15 protein-coding genes, 1 pseudogene and 1 riboswitch are annotated in these 15,222 nt (G+C 28.9%); of the genes and pseudogenes, 9 read left to right on the forward strand and 7 right to left on the reverse strand.

The window, feature by feature from the left end:
• Positions 1-2: 2 nt before the first annotated feature.
• The 4 genes from ACIJYG_RS00480 to ACIJYG_RS00495 form a co-directional block, all read right to left on the reverse strand.
• Positions 3-779, reverse strand: coding sequence for an ATP-binding cassette domain-containing protein (locus ACIJYG_RS00480; RefSeq protein ID WP_435097200.1), 777 nt, complete (start codon positions 777-779; stop codon positions 3-5).
• Between the two features lies 1 nt (position 780).
• Positions 781-1,257, reverse strand: a complete 477-nt coding sequence (locus ACIJYG_RS00485; protein ID WP_435097203.1) for an LPS export ABC transporter periplasmic protein LptC — start codon at positions 1,255-1,257, stop codon at positions 781-783.
• Positions 1,258-1,373: 116 nt separating this feature from the next.
• Positions 1,374-2,339: a KpsF/GutQ family sugar-phosphate isomerase gene (locus ACIJYG_RS00490; protein ID WP_435097206.1), complete on the reverse strand. Its 966-nt coding sequence runs from the start codon at positions 2,337-2,339 to the stop codon at positions 1,374-1,376.
• Positions 2,339-2,950: a ribonuclease D gene (locus tag ACIJYG_RS00495; RefSeq protein WP_435097209.1), complete on the reverse strand. Its 612-nt coding sequence runs from the start codon at positions 2,948-2,950 to the stop codon at positions 2,339-2,341. Before ACIJYG_RS00495 ends, ACIJYG_RS00490 begins: the two co-directional genes overlap by 1 nt.
• 26 nt (positions 2,951-2,976) lie before the next feature.
• On the opposite strand from ACIJYG_RS00495, the gene ACIJYG_RS00500 reads away from it, so the two are divergent.
• Entirely contained in the window at positions 2,977-3,966 is a 990-nt protein-coding gene (locus ACIJYG_RS00500; RefSeq protein WP_435097212.1) for a complex I NDUFA9 subunit family protein, read from the forward strand.
• 3 nt (positions 3,967-3,969) lie between these two features.
• Here ACIJYG_RS00500 and ACIJYG_RS00505 read toward each other — a convergent pair whose 3' ends face one another.
• Positions 3,970-4,461 carry a GcrA family cell cycle regulator gene (locus ACIJYG_RS00505; RefSeq protein ID WP_435097215.1) on the reverse strand — a complete coding sequence of 164 codons (492 nt, stop codon included), beginning with the start codon at positions 4,459-4,461 and terminating at the stop codon, positions 3,970-3,972.
• Between the two features lie 170 nt (positions 4,462-4,631).
• Between ACIJYG_RS00505 and ACIJYG_RS00510 the strand changes: the two genes are divergently transcribed.
• Together ACIJYG_RS00510 and argF are read left to right on the forward strand one after the other, a co-directional pair.
• On the forward strand, positions 4,632-5,798 hold the full coding sequence (locus tag ACIJYG_RS00510) for an aspartate aminotransferase family protein (RefSeq protein WP_435097218.1): 1,167 nt from the start codon (positions 4,632-4,634) through the stop codon (positions 5,796-5,798).
• Position 5,799: 1 nt separating this feature from the next.
• A pseudogene (gene argF / locus ACIJYG_RS00515) lies at positions 5,800-6,727 on the forward strand (ornithine carbamoyltransferase).
• Here the strand turns inward: argF and ACIJYG_RS00520 are convergent.
• Positions 6,719-7,258, reverse strand: a complete 540-nt coding sequence (locus ACIJYG_RS00520; protein ID WP_435097221.1) for a c-type cytochrome — start codon at positions 7,256-7,258, stop codon at positions 6,719-6,721. The pseudogene argF and the gene ACIJYG_RS00520 sit on opposite strands and share 9 nt — an antisense overlap.
• Positions 7,259-7,373: 115 nt before the next feature.
• On the opposite strand from ACIJYG_RS00520, the gene kdsB reads away from it, so the two are divergent.
• The 5 genes from kdsB to recR all read left to right on the forward strand — a co-directional run bounded on the left by kdsB (position 7,374) and on the right by recR (position 11,678).
• Positions 7,374-8,105: a 3-deoxy-manno-octulosonate cytidylyltransferase gene (gene kdsB / locus ACIJYG_RS00525; protein WP_435097224.1), complete on the forward strand. Its 732-nt coding sequence runs from the start codon at positions 7,374-7,376 to the stop codon at positions 8,103-8,105.
• Positions 8,105-8,941: a prephenate dehydratase domain-containing protein gene (locus ACIJYG_RS00530; protein WP_435097227.1), complete on the forward strand. Its 837-nt coding sequence runs from the start codon at positions 8,105-8,107 to the stop codon at positions 8,939-8,941. The genes kdsB and ACIJYG_RS00530 overlap by 1 nt, the downstream gene beginning before the upstream one ends.
• 141 nt (positions 8,942-9,082) lie before the next feature.
• Positions 9,083-10,753, forward strand: coding sequence for a DNA polymerase III subunit gamma/tau (gene dnaX, locus ACIJYG_RS00535; protein ID WP_435097230.1), 1,671 nt, complete (start codon positions 9,083-9,085; stop codon positions 10,751-10,753).
• A complete protein-coding gene (locus tag ACIJYG_RS00540) occupies positions 10,746-11,063 on the forward strand; it encodes a YbaB/EbfC family nucleoid-associated protein (RefSeq protein ID WP_435097233.1) in 318 nt (105 codons plus the stop codon). The genes dnaX and ACIJYG_RS00540 overlap by 8 nt, the downstream gene beginning before the upstream one ends.
• Before the next feature lie 3 nt (positions 11,064-11,066).
• Positions 11,067-11,678 (forward strand): recombination mediator RecR, encoded by a 612-nt coding sequence (recR, locus tag ACIJYG_RS00545; RefSeq protein WP_435097236.1) that lies wholly within the window; start codon positions 11,067-11,069, stop codon positions 11,676-11,678.
• Here recR and ACIJYG_RS00550 read toward each other — a convergent pair.
• A complete protein-coding gene (locus ACIJYG_RS00550) occupies positions 11,665-13,851 on the reverse strand; it encodes a malate synthase G (protein WP_435097239.1) in 2,187 nt (728 codons plus the stop codon). The two genes, recR and ACIJYG_RS00550, sit on opposite strands and share 14 nt — an antisense overlap.
• A 79-nt stretch (positions 13,852-13,930) precedes the next feature.
• A riboswitch (glycine riboswitch) is annotated at positions 13,931-14,019 on the reverse strand.
• A gap of 103 nt (positions 14,020-14,122) precedes the next feature.
• On the opposite strand from ACIJYG_RS00550, the gene ACIJYG_RS00555 reads away from it, so the two are divergent.
• Entirely contained in the window at positions 14,123-15,220 is a 1,098-nt protein-coding gene (locus ACIJYG_RS00555; RefSeq protein WP_435097242.1) for an acetyl-CoA carboxylase carboxyltransferase subunit alpha, read from the forward strand.
• Positions 15,221-15,222: the final 2 nt, after the last annotated feature.

A 15,222-nucleotide genomic window follows, 5' to 3' on the forward strand; every position in this document is an offset into this window, starting at 1 on the left:
ATTTATTTAAAATTAAACGAGTCTCCAAAATATGCACTTTTAGCATCAATGTTATTTACCAGTTCCTGAGGTGATCCTTCTGCAACAATTTTACAGTTACTAAGTATCATCGCTTTATCAACACAGGCTAGTAAATCTCTTGCTTGGTGATCACATATGCATATTGTTATATTCGACTCTTTTTGTAAGTTTACAATTATTTCTTGTAACATCTTAATTGTTAAAACATCAAGTGCTGCAAAACATTCATCTAAAAGTAGAACTTTAGGATCACTTAATAATGATAACGCTATAACTAATTTTTTTTTTTGACCTCCTGATAAAAATTTAGCTTTAACATCTTTTAAAGTTTCTAATTCAAATTTTGAAATTAAAGAATTAATTTTATGCTCCTCTCTCCCTTTATCATTGATAACAATTTCTGCGATTGCTTTTAAATTTTGATATAAGGTAAGATCATTAAAATACCCCCCATGCTGAGGAACATATCCTATATGAAATTTTTTTGTTCTTAAATAAATTGGATAATCTAAAACATCAGTATTATTTAATTTAATTTTACCACTGTTTGGTAATATTAGCCCAGTTATTAAATTAAAAATTGTACTTTTTCCAACTCCGTTTGGGCCAAGCATCCCAAAAATTTGACCCTCATTTATTTTAAAATTTATATTATCTAAAATTAATCTATTACCGTATGAAAGATTGATATTTTCAAAAGAAACTATTGAATTTGGTTTTTTGTGAGATTTTATTCTAAATTGTTTAACTAATCCCATTTTATTTTATATTTTTTATATTAACTTTATTTTTTGCATCATACATAAAAATTTTTGTATCCTTAGTTATTGTATTCAGTTCCATCACATCTGCTTTCATAGTATTTTCAAGATTTCTATAAATAACATTTCTTGAAATTATCAATAAATTCTTCATCATCGAGAAATCTAAATAATCACCTGTTATAATATTGTCAACATAATCTATCTTTACATTTTTTGAAAAAATAGTGTCATAATTTACAGAGTTATACTTGCCATAATTTGAGGTAATAACAATTAATTCAGAATTTTTAATTAGCTTGATATAGGCCGAAACATCAGTGAGAAAAATTATGTCACTGTTTTTTATGTCAATTTCACCCTCTTTTGCGACTAGAATATATTCATTACCTTTTAAATCTCTGGAGGTGTAATTGATATCCTTAATTATATTAGAGTTGTAGATAGTTTTATTTTCAATAGATGATGTTGCCATATTTACAGGTTTAGATGATAAGATTTTGCTTTTTTTAAAAGACTTTGAGTAAACAAACCAAATTAATGTTATTAAAAATAAAAATAATATGAGCTTTAAAAAATTTTTCTTTTTCATCAACCAACACTTGATTGCAGGATATTGTGTATATGCAAAACACCTATTGTTTTACGCTTATTCTTTTTATCATACACACAAAGAGAGGTAATTTTTTTTTCATTCATTAGGGCCAAAGCTTTTGCTGCAAGAGATTCTTTGTCAATACTTATAGGGTTTTTTGTCATTATTTTTACAACATTCATCTCATTTAAATTTTGTTTTTTCTCGTTATACCGTCTTATTTGACCATCAGTAATTATTCCAGTGGTATTTTTTTTTTGATTTTGAACAATCAAAATCCCTAATTTTTTATTACTTAATATTTTAAAAGCATTTTTCATATTTAAGTTTTCATTTACAAATGGAATTTTATTTCCTGTTAACATTATATCTTCAACAGTTTTTAATTGAGCTCCAAGACTACCAGCAGGATGTATTTTTTTAAAATCAAATTTACCAAATTTTTTAAATTGCATTGCTGAAATTGCTAACGCATCTCCTAAAGCAAGCTGAGCTGTGGTACTTGATGTTGGCACAATACCACCTGACTCTTTGACTTCAGGAATTACAAGCTTAATATCTGATGCTTTGTATAAAATAGATTCTTTTTTTGACATAATTCCTATCAACAAAATTTTGTTTCTATTTGCATATTGGATTATATTTTTAAGTTCATTAGTTTTTCCTGAATAACTTATTAAAATTAAAATATCTTTTCTTGAAATGCTTCCTAAATCTCCATGAGAAGAGTCGCTCGCAGATAAATTAAAAGATGGAGTACCAACAGAAGAGAGAGTTGCTGATATTTTTGCAGCTATTAATCCACTTTTACCAACCCCACATAAAATTACTTTGGATTTACATTTTGCAATTTCAAATACAGCTTTATTAAAAGAGTTATCAATATTTTTTTTTAATTTCTGTAATGCTTTAATTTCAAGATCAATTACTTTTTTTGCTATGGATATAAATTTTTTACTCATTAATGTGACCAGATATCATCTTTAAATAAAGCTAAGTCTAAATTTACTCGAGTTTTTAAAAATTTTAAGCAATCTTCATAAAGTTCAATTCTATTTTCTCTCTCTAATATTTTATTTAACTCTTCATGAATTTTATGTAAGTGTAACACATCATTAGCACAATATTTTAATTGAGCTGGAGAAAGTTCGCCACCAAAATCTGAACTTTGAAATTGTTTACTTATATCAATATTAACAAATTCTTTTATTAAAGTCTTTAATGAATGACTATCAGAGTAAGATCTTGCCAGTTTTGATGCAATTTTTGTATCAAGAATATTATTAGTGTCTGTTTTTAAATAGTATTTAATATGGGCCATATCTGCTCTGCCATAATGAAATATCTTTGTAATATTGTCGTTAGCCAGTAATTTTATTAAATTTGGAGCGATATAATTTTTTCTATCAAATTGGATAATGTGTGCATCAGAATTTCCTGAAGATATCTGAATTAAGCAAAGAGGATCTCGTCTGACATTCAGACCCATAAACTCACCATCAACAGCTATTAGATTGCCTAAATCTAAATCATCTGGTAAGTCATTTTTGTGAAGTTGAATATTATTACTCATATTTAAACATATATAATGGAATTCAAATGAAAGCAAAAAATTGTCTAATTTTTGGTGGTAGCGGGCAAATTGGTCGAAACTTAATTAGGAAGCTAACAAAAAATAACTATAGAGTAACAGTTGTTACAAGAAATATTCATCAAAAGAGTTACATAATTAAAACACAGGCTAATGCAGGGTATATTGATGTAGTAGAGGCTAATATTTTCGATGAAAATAAAATTAGAAGTCTTTTTAAAAAAGCAGATATTTGCATAAATTTAATTGGAATTTTATTTGAAGAAAAATATGGCAATACATTTAGAAATATCCATTCAGTTTTACCTTCATTGTTAGCTAAACTCTGTAAAGAGTATAATCTTAAGCATTTTATCCATTTATCAGCTTTAGGAATAAATGATGCGATAGATTCTGATTATGCGAAAAGTAAATTAGAGGGAGAAGGTAATGTATTAAAAAATTTCCCGTTAGCTACAATCTTAAGACCATCAGTAGTATATTCTGTAGACGATAACTTTACTACAAACCTTATGACCTTGCTAAATAGATTGCCAGCTTTTCCAATTTATTATGAAGGTAAGACAAAATTTACACCAATCCATTGTTCTGATTTAACAGATACTATTTATCACGTTATCTCTAAAAATATTTATTCAAAAATAATTGAATGCACTGGTCCAGAAATCATAACTTTCAAAGAGCTTCTAGAAAAATTACAAATATTAATTGGTAAAAAAAGAATTTTGTTACCTTTACCTTTGCCAATTGCTAAGTTGTCAGCAAGGTTTTTTGAAATGCTACCAACTCCGTTGCTTACAAGAGATCAATTGAGATTACTAAAATATAACAATGTTTCATCTGGAAAATATAAAACTAATTCAGATATTGGAATTCCTAGTGTTAGATTCTTTGATCAAGAAGTTAAAAAATATTGCTATATGTGGAGAGAAGGTGGCCAATTTTCCACAGAAAAATATCTAACAAATAAAGATTTAGAGAACAATATTAACAATTAGTTTTTAAGCAGACTTAATTTTTTTTTCAATAAATTCTGGAACCTCTTCTTTGTCTGTAACTTCCTCTTTTTTACCTTTAGGTTGGTAAGCATATAAAAGATGTAATTTGCAATAAGAAAAATCTTTTAATGAAGATCTACCGCAAAAATAAAATGATTTTTCATCTGGATGCCCAATTGGCCATTTACATGAACTTTCATCTAATTCTTCTAATTGTTTAGGATTTTCTGGCTCAAAGTCTTTTTCAATAATTAAAGATTTAAATTTACTTTTTCTACCTCTTTGAGTTTTATTGTTTTTATTTTTAGAATTTTCGAAATTTTGATTTGAAGTTGCGGCTCTTGTTTTAATTTTTGCTGAAAGGTTTAATCTGTGGGCCTTACCAATTACAGCATTCCTGCTAATACCACCAATTATCTCAGCAATTTGGCTTGCAGTGCTTCCTTTACCCCAAAGCTCCTTAAGTTTATCAACTTTTTCCTCGTTCCAGCTCATATCAACATGTTGTATTTTAGTTTATTAAAACCACAATATACTGATACAATAAGAAATTAAACAAGTAAAATCTCAAAGTTATCAACAAAAAAAAATTAAAATTGGTTTATGAGTATTTTCAATCATCACTTGTATCTAATAATTAAAATTTATAAAAACTGATTAAAATTATGAGCTATTTAGCAAAAAATTATAATAGAAAAAAAATTTCATTTAAATATGGAAAGGGAAGCTTTTTATATTCAAATAATGGAAAAAAATATTTAGATTTTGTACAAGGTATAGCTGTAAATTCTTTAGGACACGCACATCCCAAATTAGTAAATGCTGTTAACAAACAATCAAAAAAACTTTGGCATGTTTCAAATGCATTTCAAATTCCAGAAGGAGAAATATTGGCTAAAAAATTAGCTAAAAAAACTTTCGCTGACTATGTTATGTTTCAAAATAGTGGTGCAGAAGCAACTGAGGCTGCAATAAAAACTGCAAGAAGATATTTTTACTCAATTGGAAAACCTAAAAAAAACAGAATTTTATGTATCAAAAATAGTTTTCATGGAAGAACACTAGCAGCAATATATGCAAGTGGTTCAAAAAAAATGACCGAGGGTTTTGGACCAAAAGTAAATGGATTTGATCATTTTGATTTTGGTGACCATAAATCTTTAAAAAAGAAAATTACAAAAAACACTGCAGCTATAATGGTTGAAACTATTATGGGTGAAGGAGGTATTAAGGTAATTCCTGATTGGTGTTTAAAAGAGCTTAGAAAAATTTGTGATAAAAAAAATATTCTTCTAATATTAGATGAGGTGCAATGTGGAATTGGAAGATCAGGTGATTTTTTTGCTTTTGAAAAATCTAGAGTAAAACCAGATATTGTTCCAATTGCAAAAGGTATAGGGGGTGGATTTCCAATTGGGGCAGTTTTAATGAATAAAAAAGTTGCTTCAGGAATGACAGCTGGAACTCATGGATCTACTTTTGGTGGCAATCCATTAGCAATGACTGTTGGAAATTCAGTAATGGATATAATTTCAAATAAGAAATTTTTAAAAAATGTGAAAAGTATTTCAGAATATTTTTTAACCAATCTTATTAAAATTCAAAATGAATATCCCAACATTATTAAAGAAATAAGAGGTAGAGGCCTGTTAATTGGAATACAGCTTAAAACAGATCAAACAAAATTTATAAAGAAACTTATGGATAATAATTTATTAACAATAAGAGCAGCTGAAAATGTTGTTAGAATTTTACCACCACTTAATGTAAAAAAGAGTGAAATCAACCAATCGCTAAAAATAATAAAAAAAGTTTGTTCAGAATTAAATTAAAATGAAACATTTTATAAATTTAAAAGATATACCAGCTAAAGATCTCAGAAAAATCATTGTTGATGCAAAAAAAAGAAAAAACCTTAGAAAAAAATTAAGCACTTTAGAGGTTGATAAAGGGTCTCCATTAAAGGGTAAAATGCTTATCCAGATGTTTGAAAAAGCAAGTTCGAGAACAAGAATAAGCTTTTATTTAGCAATAAAACAGCTTGGCGGAGGAACTTTAACCCTAAGATCCAATGAATTACATCTTGGCCAAGGTGGTGAAAGCATATCAGATACAGCCAAAATTCTGTCAACTTATGGTGATGGTTTTATGTTAAGAACAGATAGTGATAAAAAAATTGAAGATTTTAAAAATTATTTATCAATCCCAATAATAAATGGTCTAAGCCCATCTTCACACCCAACTCAAGTTTTGTCTGATGTTTTTACTGCTGAAGAAATAAAAAAAAAACCAATTTCAAAATTGAATATTTGCTGGATAGGAGACTCTAATAATGTTTTAGATAGCTTAATAGCAGCGTCTGTAAAATTTTCATTTAAACTTAGCATAGGATGTCCAAAAAACTTCGAACCAGGCAAGGAAGTTAGAGTATGGGTAAAGAATAATAACAAAAAAATATTTATTTATAATGATCCTAAAAAAGCTGTCATAGGAGCTGATGTTATATTTTCAGATAAAGTTATTTCTCTAAACGATAAAGTAAATAAAAAAAAAAACTGAACAATTTAAAAAATTTAAAATAGATAAAAAATTAATGAATTATGCAAAGAAAGATTGTATTTTTCTTCATTGTTTACCTCGTGGGTCTGAAGTAAGTGATGAAGTTTTTTTAGGAAAAAAATCTCACGTATGGCAACAAGCTCTTAACAGAGTTCATGTCCAAAAAAGTATTTTATTATATTGTTTTGGAAAATTAAGGTAGTGGTGCAGGATTATCTGAATTTTGATTTAAGTATTTTATAACTGAGGCTCTATCTTTTTCTTTTCTAAGTCCTGCGTATGCCATTTTTGTACCTTTAATATATTTAGCTGGTTTTTTTAAAAACCCATTTAGTTCTTCAAATGTCCAATTTTTATTGTAAGCAGCTAAAGCTTTAGAATATTTGTAATCAGCAACTCCTCCAACTTTTCTTTCAACCACATTATATAATGCGGGACCAATTTTGTTTTTACCACCCTTAACTATTGAGTGACAAGCTGCACATTTTTTGAAAATTTTTTCACCTACAGTCACATCACCCATTGACATCAATGCTGCTATATCAATTTTTTCTTCTACTGTTGTTTCCGTGGAAGACGATACAGTTGTAGGCTGTTCAACTTCAACTGCATAACCAGGAGTTTTTGGTTTTTCCACATGAAACACGATACTTGACAGTTTTCCAATACCAATAACTAAAAGAGCTACCATCAATACAGCGGCGACTATTTTATTTATTTCAAAAGAATCCATTTTTCTAAATATTATGTAGGAACATATATCACGATAAATTGAAAAATTACTAAAATTTAATGTATAAATTTGCCTCTATTTCTATTTAATAGGCATAAATATAATTCAATTATTAATGAAAACATTAACCATTATACCTTCAAGATTATCAGCAACAAGGCTGCCTGGTAAGCCTTTGCTAAAAATAAATGATTTATCAATTATATCTCATGTATTTAGAAGAGCTCAGGAAGCAAATATTGGGGAAGTAATCGTTGCAACAGAAGATCAAGAAATAGTAGATGATGTTATTAAAAATGGAGGTAGAGCTATTTTAACAAGTAAAAATCATAGAACTGGAACTGATAGAATTTATGAGGCATTCGAAATGTTAAAGATTAGAGATGTGGATTTAATATTGAACTTACAAGGTGATGAACCTGCAATTAATATTAAGGACATCATAAACTTAAATAAAAAAATGGTAAGTAGTCAATCTAAAATGGGTACGCTTGCTGCAACAATGAAAGATCTCAAAGATTTAGAAAATGAAAATATAGTAAAAGTTATTACTAAAAAAGATTTAAATGAAGATGAGTTTTCTAAAGCAGATACCTTCCTAAGAAGTTCATCAAAAATAGCAAATATTTATCATCACATAGGAATTTATTGTTATTCAACAGAAACATTGAAAAAATTTGTTGAGCTTAATCAGTCAAAAAATGAAATTGAAAATAGACTGGAACAGTTAAGAGCACTAGATAATAATATAGAAATAAATGTTGCTCTTGCTAGCTCCTCTCCAATTGGAGTAGACACTAAAGAAGATTATCTGGCCTTAAAAAAAATTATGGAATATAAAGTTTAATGAGTAAAATTTATTTTCAAGGAACTTTTGGTGCATATTCTCATTTAGCAGCTTTATCAGTTGATCCAGAAGCAGAAATAATACCCTGTAAAACATTTGATGAATGTTTTAATAGAGCAAGTTTAGAACCAGAGTGTAAAATAATCATTCCTGAGTCTAATAGAATTACAGGAAATATAGGTATTGAATATTTAATCTTTAAACACAGACTTAATATATACAAAGAACATTTTCAAAAAATAGAGCACAATTTGCTTGGTCAGCCTGGTGCAAAACTTAATGACATTCAAGAAGTATATTCTCATGCTCAAGGTTTATCTCAATGTTCAAAATTTATAAAAGAGAATAATATAGTGGAACATATTAGAGCTGATACAGCTGGTTCTGCAGAAATGATCTCAAAAACAAAAGATGTTAAGCAAGCTGCAATAGCCTCTTCTTTAAGTGCTGAAATTTATGGATTAGATATTGTTAAAAAAAATATTGAAAATGAAAGTGGTAATTTAACAAGGTTTTTAGTTATGGGAAAAAATATTTCTCAACCTGAATTTGGAGAAAAAAAATATATTACTTCGTTTTTATTTAAGCTTAAAAGTAAGCCAGCAGCTCTTTATCAATCTCTTGGTGGTTTTGCAATTAATGGAGTTAACTTAACAAAATTACAGAGTTATCCTGAAAAAAATACATTCGACTCATTCTTTTTTTTATGTGATCTAGATGGACATATAGAAGATCCAAAAGTTCAAAAATCTTTGGAGGAACTAGGACTTCATTGTGAAGATTTTCACGTCTTAGGTGTTTTTGAGGCTGATAAGTTAAGAGATAAAAAAAAATAAACTTTTCTTGTAGAATAGAAAATATAACTGCTATAATAGTTCTGGAGGCTAGAGGTGGATGCTGCTTGAACCCGACCAGATCCTAACGGAAGCAGTCGTAGAGACAGTTATTCAGGTTCTAGTCTCCTTAAAATAAATTAAATGAACAACAACTCTAAAGTATTAGCTTTAAAATATAGACCACAAACTTTTGATGATCTTATTGGTCAAGAAGTAGTGGCTGAAACTATAACTAACTCCATTAAAGCAGATAAAATTCCTAACGCCTATCTATTCACTGGAATTAGAGGAATTGGCAAAACTACAACAGCTAGAATAGTTGCTAAAGGGCTCAATTGTTTAAATGGCATTGAAAATCTGTGTAAGAAAGATCTATGTGAAAATTGTAAATCTATAGCTAACTCAAGCCACATCGATGTGCTTGAAATGGATGCTGCAAGCAAAACAGGAGTTGATGATGTGAGAGATCTAATTGAATTTTCTAGATATGGCCCAACGTCAGCAAAATACAAGATTTTTATAATTGATGAAGTTCATATGCTTAGCAAACAGGCATTTAATGCTTTGTTAAAAACGCTAGAAGAGCCACCAGAATATCTAAAATTTATTTTTGCAACAACAGAAATTAAAAAAATACCAATTACAGTAGTTTCAAGATGTCAAAGATTTGATTTGTCTAGAATTAAATCATCAGAATTATTTGAGTTTATAAAAGATATTAAAGAAAAAGAAAAAGGTAAAGCTTCAGATGAAGCTTTGAAGCTGATTGTTAAAATATCAGAAGGGTCTGTAAGAGATGCCCTATCTTTATTGGATAGAGCCTTGTTGAGCTTAGATGAAAAAACAGAACTAGATCTTAATGCTGCACAAAAAATTTTTGGATATTTTGATAAGTCTCAATTAATTAATTTATTTGAATTAATATTGAGAGGTGAAGAGGAAAAAGTTATTAATATTTATAGAAAAATTTACGATCAAGGTGTTGAACCAAAAGTATTTATGAATGATTTTTTGGAAATACTTTATTATTTTAAAAATATTAACTCATTATCTCTGGAAAGTACAAATTTTTCTCTTAATGATGAGGAGTTTTCAAAAATCAAAGATATTTCTAATCAGGTAGATTCTGAAGTTTTAATATTATTTTGGCAGTTTGCAATATCCTCACTTGAAGAATTAGATATTGTTTCCAATCAACATCTATCAATAGAAATGTTTTTAATAAGATTAATGCATTTAAGTTTAATTAAGTTAAATAAAAATTTAGATCAAGAAGAAAGTAATGATACTTTAGTTAATCATAGAGCCAAAGAAGAAAACGAACAGAAGTTAGAGGATAATTCAAGAACTGTTAATCAAATTAAAAATATAGCTCAAGAGGAAAAACAGAAACCAGAAGTTAAACCAGAGATAAAAGCAATTGATAAAAGTTTAATCAATTCATTTGACGATCTTCTTAGTGTCTGTACTTTGAAAAAAGAAATTAAATTGAAATATGAATTAGAAAAAAATGTAAATTTAGTAAAATTTGAAAAAAATAGAATTGAAATTTCATTTAATGATAATTTAGATAAAGATTTTGTAAAAGATCTTTCTTCAAAACTCTATGAATGGACTGATGAAAGGTGGATTATTACTTTTAGTAAATCTAAAGGTGAGATGTCAGTTAAAGAAAAACAAAAAAATAAAAAAGATGAATTAATAAATGAGGTTAAAAGCTTAGAGATTTATAAGAAAGTAATGGAAAAATTTCCTGATGCAGAACTTATAGATGTAAAGTTGAATGAAAAAAAAGAGGATAAAAATGACTGATTTTAGTAAGATTTTGGATAAGGCTAAGGAGCTAGAGGCCAAAATGAAAGAAAGCCAAGAAAAAATTAAAGAAATAAAAGCCGAAGGAGTTTCGGGCTCTAATTCAGTTAAAATTACTCTTGATGGTGAAGGAGAGATGCAAAAAATTCAATTATCAGATGAAATTATTAAGGAAGATAAGACGATAATAGAAGATCTAATTGTTGCTGCTCATAATAGCGCAAAATCACAGTTAAAAACAAAAACCACAGAGGAAATTTCTAAAGCCACAGGAGGTTTTGGAATACCTGGTTTTAAGTGGCCATTATAATAAATGCAAAATATTAATGAGATTGAGGAGTTAATTAAATTAATTTCAAAGCTTCCTGGCTTAGGCCCCAAGTCAGCAAAAAGAATTGTTCTTAAATTAATCAATAATCGAGACGAATTAGTTAAACCAATGGCAAGCACATTAGCTCAGGTTTATAAAAACGTAACAAGATGTAATTCATGTGGTTCATTAAAATCTAATTTAAATGGGTGTGTAAATTGTGAAAGTGTAAAAGAAAAATATACAAAAATTTGTGTTGTGGAAGATATTGCAGATCAGTGGTCAATTGAAAACTCAAATATCTTTCAAGGATATTTTCATATTTTAGGTGGAACAATTTCTTCAATAGGACAAAGAAAAGAGGATCTTTTAATTAACTCTTTAGTAGAACGAGTGAACAGAGAGGGCATTGAAGAGGTTATACTTGCAACAAGCGCGACTGTTGAGGGGCAGACAACTGCGTACTATATTCAAGATAGTTTAAAAAACACTAATGCAAAAGTTACTAAATTAGCTCAAGGATTACCAGTTGGTGGTGAAATTGAAAATTTAGATGATGGAACTTTATTTTCTGCTTTTAAGAATAGAGCTAATTTAAATTCTAATTCAGATTAAATTTTTTTTTTAATCTGTTTTGATGCAACAATGGTTCAGTGTAACCTGAAGGCTGTTCTTTACCTTTAAAAATTAAGTTACATGCAGTCTGAAAAGCTAAAGATCGGTCAAAGTCGTCGGACATTTTAGTGTATCCAGTTCTTCCACTTCGTGTGTGAGCAGAATCTTTTTCATTTTGTTTGTCCACTATTTTGGCCATTTCTTTCATAATTTCAGTAACCTGAATTTTAGTAGTAATTCCATGATGTATCCAGTTAGCAATATGTTGTGAAGATATTCTAAGTGTTGCTCTATCTTCCATCAGCCCAATGTTGTTTATATCTGGAACTTTAGAACATCCTACACCTTGATCAATCCATCTAACTACATAACCAAGTAATGTTTGTGCAGAGTTTGATATTTCACTATTTATTTCTTCAACTGACCAATTTGGTCTGTTTGCAACAGGAACTGTTAAAAGATCATCTAATTTTGCTTTTTCTCTTTTTTTAATATTTTTTTGTTCATCAAAGATATTGATTTCGTGATAATGTAATGAATGTAAGGCAGCTGCCGTTGGAGAAGGAACCCAGGCACAATTAGCTCCTGCTTTTAAGTGCCCTGTTTTTTGCTCCATCATATCTCTCATTTTATCAGGCATTGCCCACATTCCTTTTCCAATTTGAGCCTTTCCTGATAAGCCACATTTTAGCCCAACATCAACGTTGTTATTTTCATATGCCAAAATCCATTTAGAAGATTTCATATCTCCTTTCTTGATCATTGGTCCAGCCTCCATTGAAGTATGCATTTCATCACCTGTTCTGTCTAAAAACCCAGTATTAATAAAGAAAACTCTATTTTTTAGAGTTCTTATACATTCCTTTAAATTTGATGATGTTCTTCTCTCTTCATCCATAATTCCTATTTTACAAGTGTATTTTTTTAAACCCAATACTTCCTCAACTTTCAAAAAAATTAAATCTGTAAATTCAGTTTCATCTGGACCATGCATTTTAGGTTTAACTATATAAATAGATCCTGTTCTTGAATTTGTTTTATTTTTTAAATCATGAATTGCTGCAGTCACAGTAATAAATGCATCCATAATACCTTCGGGCACCTCGTTACCATTGCTTAAAATTATTGAAGGGTTAGTCATTAAATGACCAACATTTCTAACCAATAATAAACTTCTTCCATGCAATTTTAGTCCTTTTCCATCTTTTGAAATATAACTTCTGTTTGGATTCAGTTTTCTTTCGAACAATTTACCATCTTTTTCAAATTGTGTTTTAAGATTACCCTTCATCAAACCTAGCCAGTTTCTATAGCAAACAACTTTATCTTCAGCATCTACTGCAGCCACACTGTCTTCGTTATCACAAATTGTTGAGACAGCAGCTTCTAAAATTATATCACTAATCCCAGCATGATCTTGTTGAGCACTAAAAGCTCTTGGATCTCTTAAAATTTCAATATGTAAGTTATTGTTTTTTAATATAATTGCCGAAGGATTATCAGCTTCACCTCTATGACCAATAAATTTTTGTTCTTCAGCTAGATCAAATATATCAGCACCCTTTAGAGTTTTTAACTTACCTTCTTTAATAGCAATACTCGTAATTTTGTGCCAGCTAAGATTTTTAAGTGGAAAATGCTTATCTAAAAAATCTCTTGAATATTTGATAACCATTTCTCCTCTTAAAGGGTCATACCTCTCAGATACACTATCTTCAGATTGTTCTATAACATCAGTTCCATATAGGCTATCGTACAAACTCATCCATCTTGCATTTGCTGCATTAAGAGCATAACGTGCATTCATAATTGGTACGACTAGTTGTGGTCCTGCTATTTTTGTTATTTCTTCATCCACATTTTCAGTTTCTATTGAAAAATCTTCTCCTTCTTTTTTTAAATATCCAATCTCATATAAAAACTTTTTATATTCATCTAGTTTAATTTCGTTACCTTTATTTTTAATATGCCAATCATCAATTTTTTTTTGCAGAGTTTCTCTAAAGTTAATTAATTCTCTATTTTGAGGCTCAAGTTCATTAACAGTTTTCTCAAACCCTAACCAAAATTTATCAGATGAAATACCTGTATCTGGTAATAGCTCTTCATTAACAAAATTTAACAAACTTTCTGAAACTTTGAGAGCATGAATGTTTATATATTTATCTGGCATAGCACTTTTGTTACCCCATCTGTATTTTTGCCTGAGAGTTTTGCTCCTTCGGCGGAAATTAATCTCTTTCCAGAGTGTTATGCTTTGATCGGTCCTTTTGCCTGAGAGTTTCCGGGGTGGTTGCTCCTTCGGCGCTAAAATATCGATAGTCTCTCCCGATTAGAAATTTGTATCGTTTAAATATTTTAAGTCAATTAATAATGTTAAAAATTAGTTTTAATTTACATTTTATTGCCTTTTTTATAATTTAAGTTTCTATTATAAACAATTAATGAAAAATTATCTTAATTTTGAAACTGAAATTAAAAATTTAGAATCTGAGATAGAGAAATTAAAAGATCCGTTCAATCAAGACGGTCTTTCAGAAGTGGATACTCAAAAAATATCTAGCACACAAGCCGAGCTAGATAAAAAATTAAAAGATATCTATTCCAACCTTGATCCCTGGCAAACCACGATGGTTGCTCGCCATGAGGATAGACCGAAATCAAAGTTTTTCATTGATAATTTGTTCGATGATTTCATTTCTTTATCGGGAGACCGTTTTTATGGTGAGGACAAATCTGTTTTAACTGGATTTGCTAAATTTAATGGCACTTCAGTTTTAGTAATAGGTCAAGAAAAAGGTGAAAATTTAGAAAATAGAATTGAAAGAAATTTTGGAATGATGAGACCCGAAGGTTATCGTAAAACAATTCGATTAATGAATTTAGCAAATAAATTTAACATTCCAATAATATCATTTATAGACACACCAGGAGCTTATCCGGGTGTAGGAGCTGAAGAAAGAGGTCAGGCAGAAGCTATTGCTAAATCAATCGAATGTTGCATGGAACTAAGTGTTCCAACTTTAGCAATTATTATCGGAGAAGGTGGATCTGGAGGAGCAATAGCATTAGCATCATCTAATAAAGTAATAATGTTAGAAAATGCTATTTATTCTGTAATTTCTCCAGAAGGGTGTGCAACTATTTTATGGAGAGATCCCAAAAAAATGCTTGATGCTGCAAAAGCAATGAAACTTTCATCAAAAGATTTATTAGAATTAAAAGTTATTGATGAAATTATTCCTGAGCCACTAGGTGGTGCTCATAGAGATAGAGATCAAATGTTAGAAAGTTTAAGAGATTCTATATCAAAAAATCTAAACTATTTTAAAGATTTATCGTCAGAAGAAATAATGAATGAAAGAAAAAATAAGTTTTTAAAAATTGGACGAAATCAAGGATTTATCAGTAACTCTGAAGATTTAAGCACTCTAACAATTAAAAATAATCATTTTGATAAAATTTTGAAATCAAAAAAAGTTTTAATTGGATCAATAATTGCAGGTTTAGTTTTATTGTTCGCTGTTTTTAGTCTTTTCTAAAT

It is taken from the genome of Candidatus Pelagibacter bacterium nBUS_27, assembly GCF_051200985.1.
GTDB lineage: Bacteria > Pseudomonadota > Alphaproteobacteria > Pelagibacterales > Pelagibacteraceae > Pelagibacter.

What these genes read in the sequence shown, in the direction of transcription:
- ACIJYG_RS00480 (WP_435097200.1), bottom strand. Translation starts at nt 779, where the DNA reads ATGGGATTAGTTAAACAATTTAGAATAAAATCTCACAAAAAACCAAAT.
- ACIJYG_RS00485 (WP_435097203.1), bottom strand. Translation starts at nt 1,257, where the DNA reads ATGGCAACATCATCTATTGAAAATAAAACTATCTACAACTCTAATATA.
- ACIJYG_RS00490 (WP_435097206.1), bottom strand. Translation starts at nt 2,339, where the DNA reads ATGAGTAAAAAATTTATATCCATAGCAAAAAAAGTAATTGATCTTGAA.
- ACIJYG_RS00495 (WP_435097209.1), bottom strand. Translation starts at nt 2,950, where the DNA reads ATGAGTAATAATATTCAACTTCACAAAAATGACTTACCAGATGATTTA.
- ACIJYG_RS00500 (WP_435097212.1), top strand. Translation starts at nt 2,977, where the DNA reads ATGAAAGCAAAAAATTGTCTAATTTTTGGTGGTAGCGGGCAAATTGGT.
- ACIJYG_RS00505 (WP_435097215.1), bottom strand. Translation starts at nt 4,461, where the DNA reads ATGAGCTGGAACGAGGAAAAAGTTGATAAACTTAAGGAGCTTTGGGGT.
- ACIJYG_RS00510 (WP_435097218.1), top strand. Translation starts at nt 4,632, where the DNA reads ATGAGCTATTTAGCAAAAAATTATAATAGAAAAAAAATTTCATTTAAA.
- ACIJYG_RS00520 (WP_435097221.1), bottom strand. Translation starts at nt 7,258, where the DNA reads ATGGATTCTTTTGAAATAAATAAAATAGTCGCCGCTGTATTGATGGTA.
- kdsB (WP_435097224.1), top strand. Translation starts at nt 7,374, where the DNA reads ATGAAAACATTAACCATTATACCTTCAAGATTATCAGCAACAAGGCTG.
- ACIJYG_RS00530 (WP_435097227.1), top strand. Translation starts at nt 8,105, where the DNA reads ATGAGTAAAATTTATTTTCAAGGAACTTTTGGTGCATATTCTCATTTA.
- dnaX (WP_435097230.1), top strand. Translation starts at nt 9,083, where the DNA reads ATGAACAACAACTCTAAAGTATTAGCTTTAAAATATAGACCACAAACT.
- ACIJYG_RS00540 (WP_435097233.1), top strand. Translation starts at nt 10,746, where the DNA reads ATGACTGATTTTAGTAAGATTTTGGATAAGGCTAAGGAGCTAGAGGCC.
- recR (WP_435097236.1), top strand. Translation starts at nt 11,067, where the DNA reads ATGCAAAATATTAATGAGATTGAGGAGTTAATTAAATTAATTTCAAAG.
- ACIJYG_RS00550 (WP_435097239.1), bottom strand. Translation starts at nt 13,851, where the DNA reads ATGCCAGATAAATATATAAACATTCATGCTCTCAAAGTTTCAGAAAGT.
- ACIJYG_RS00555 (WP_435097242.1), top strand. Translation starts at nt 14,123, where the DNA reads ATGAAAAATTATCTTAATTTTGAAACTGAAATTAAAAATTTAGAATCT.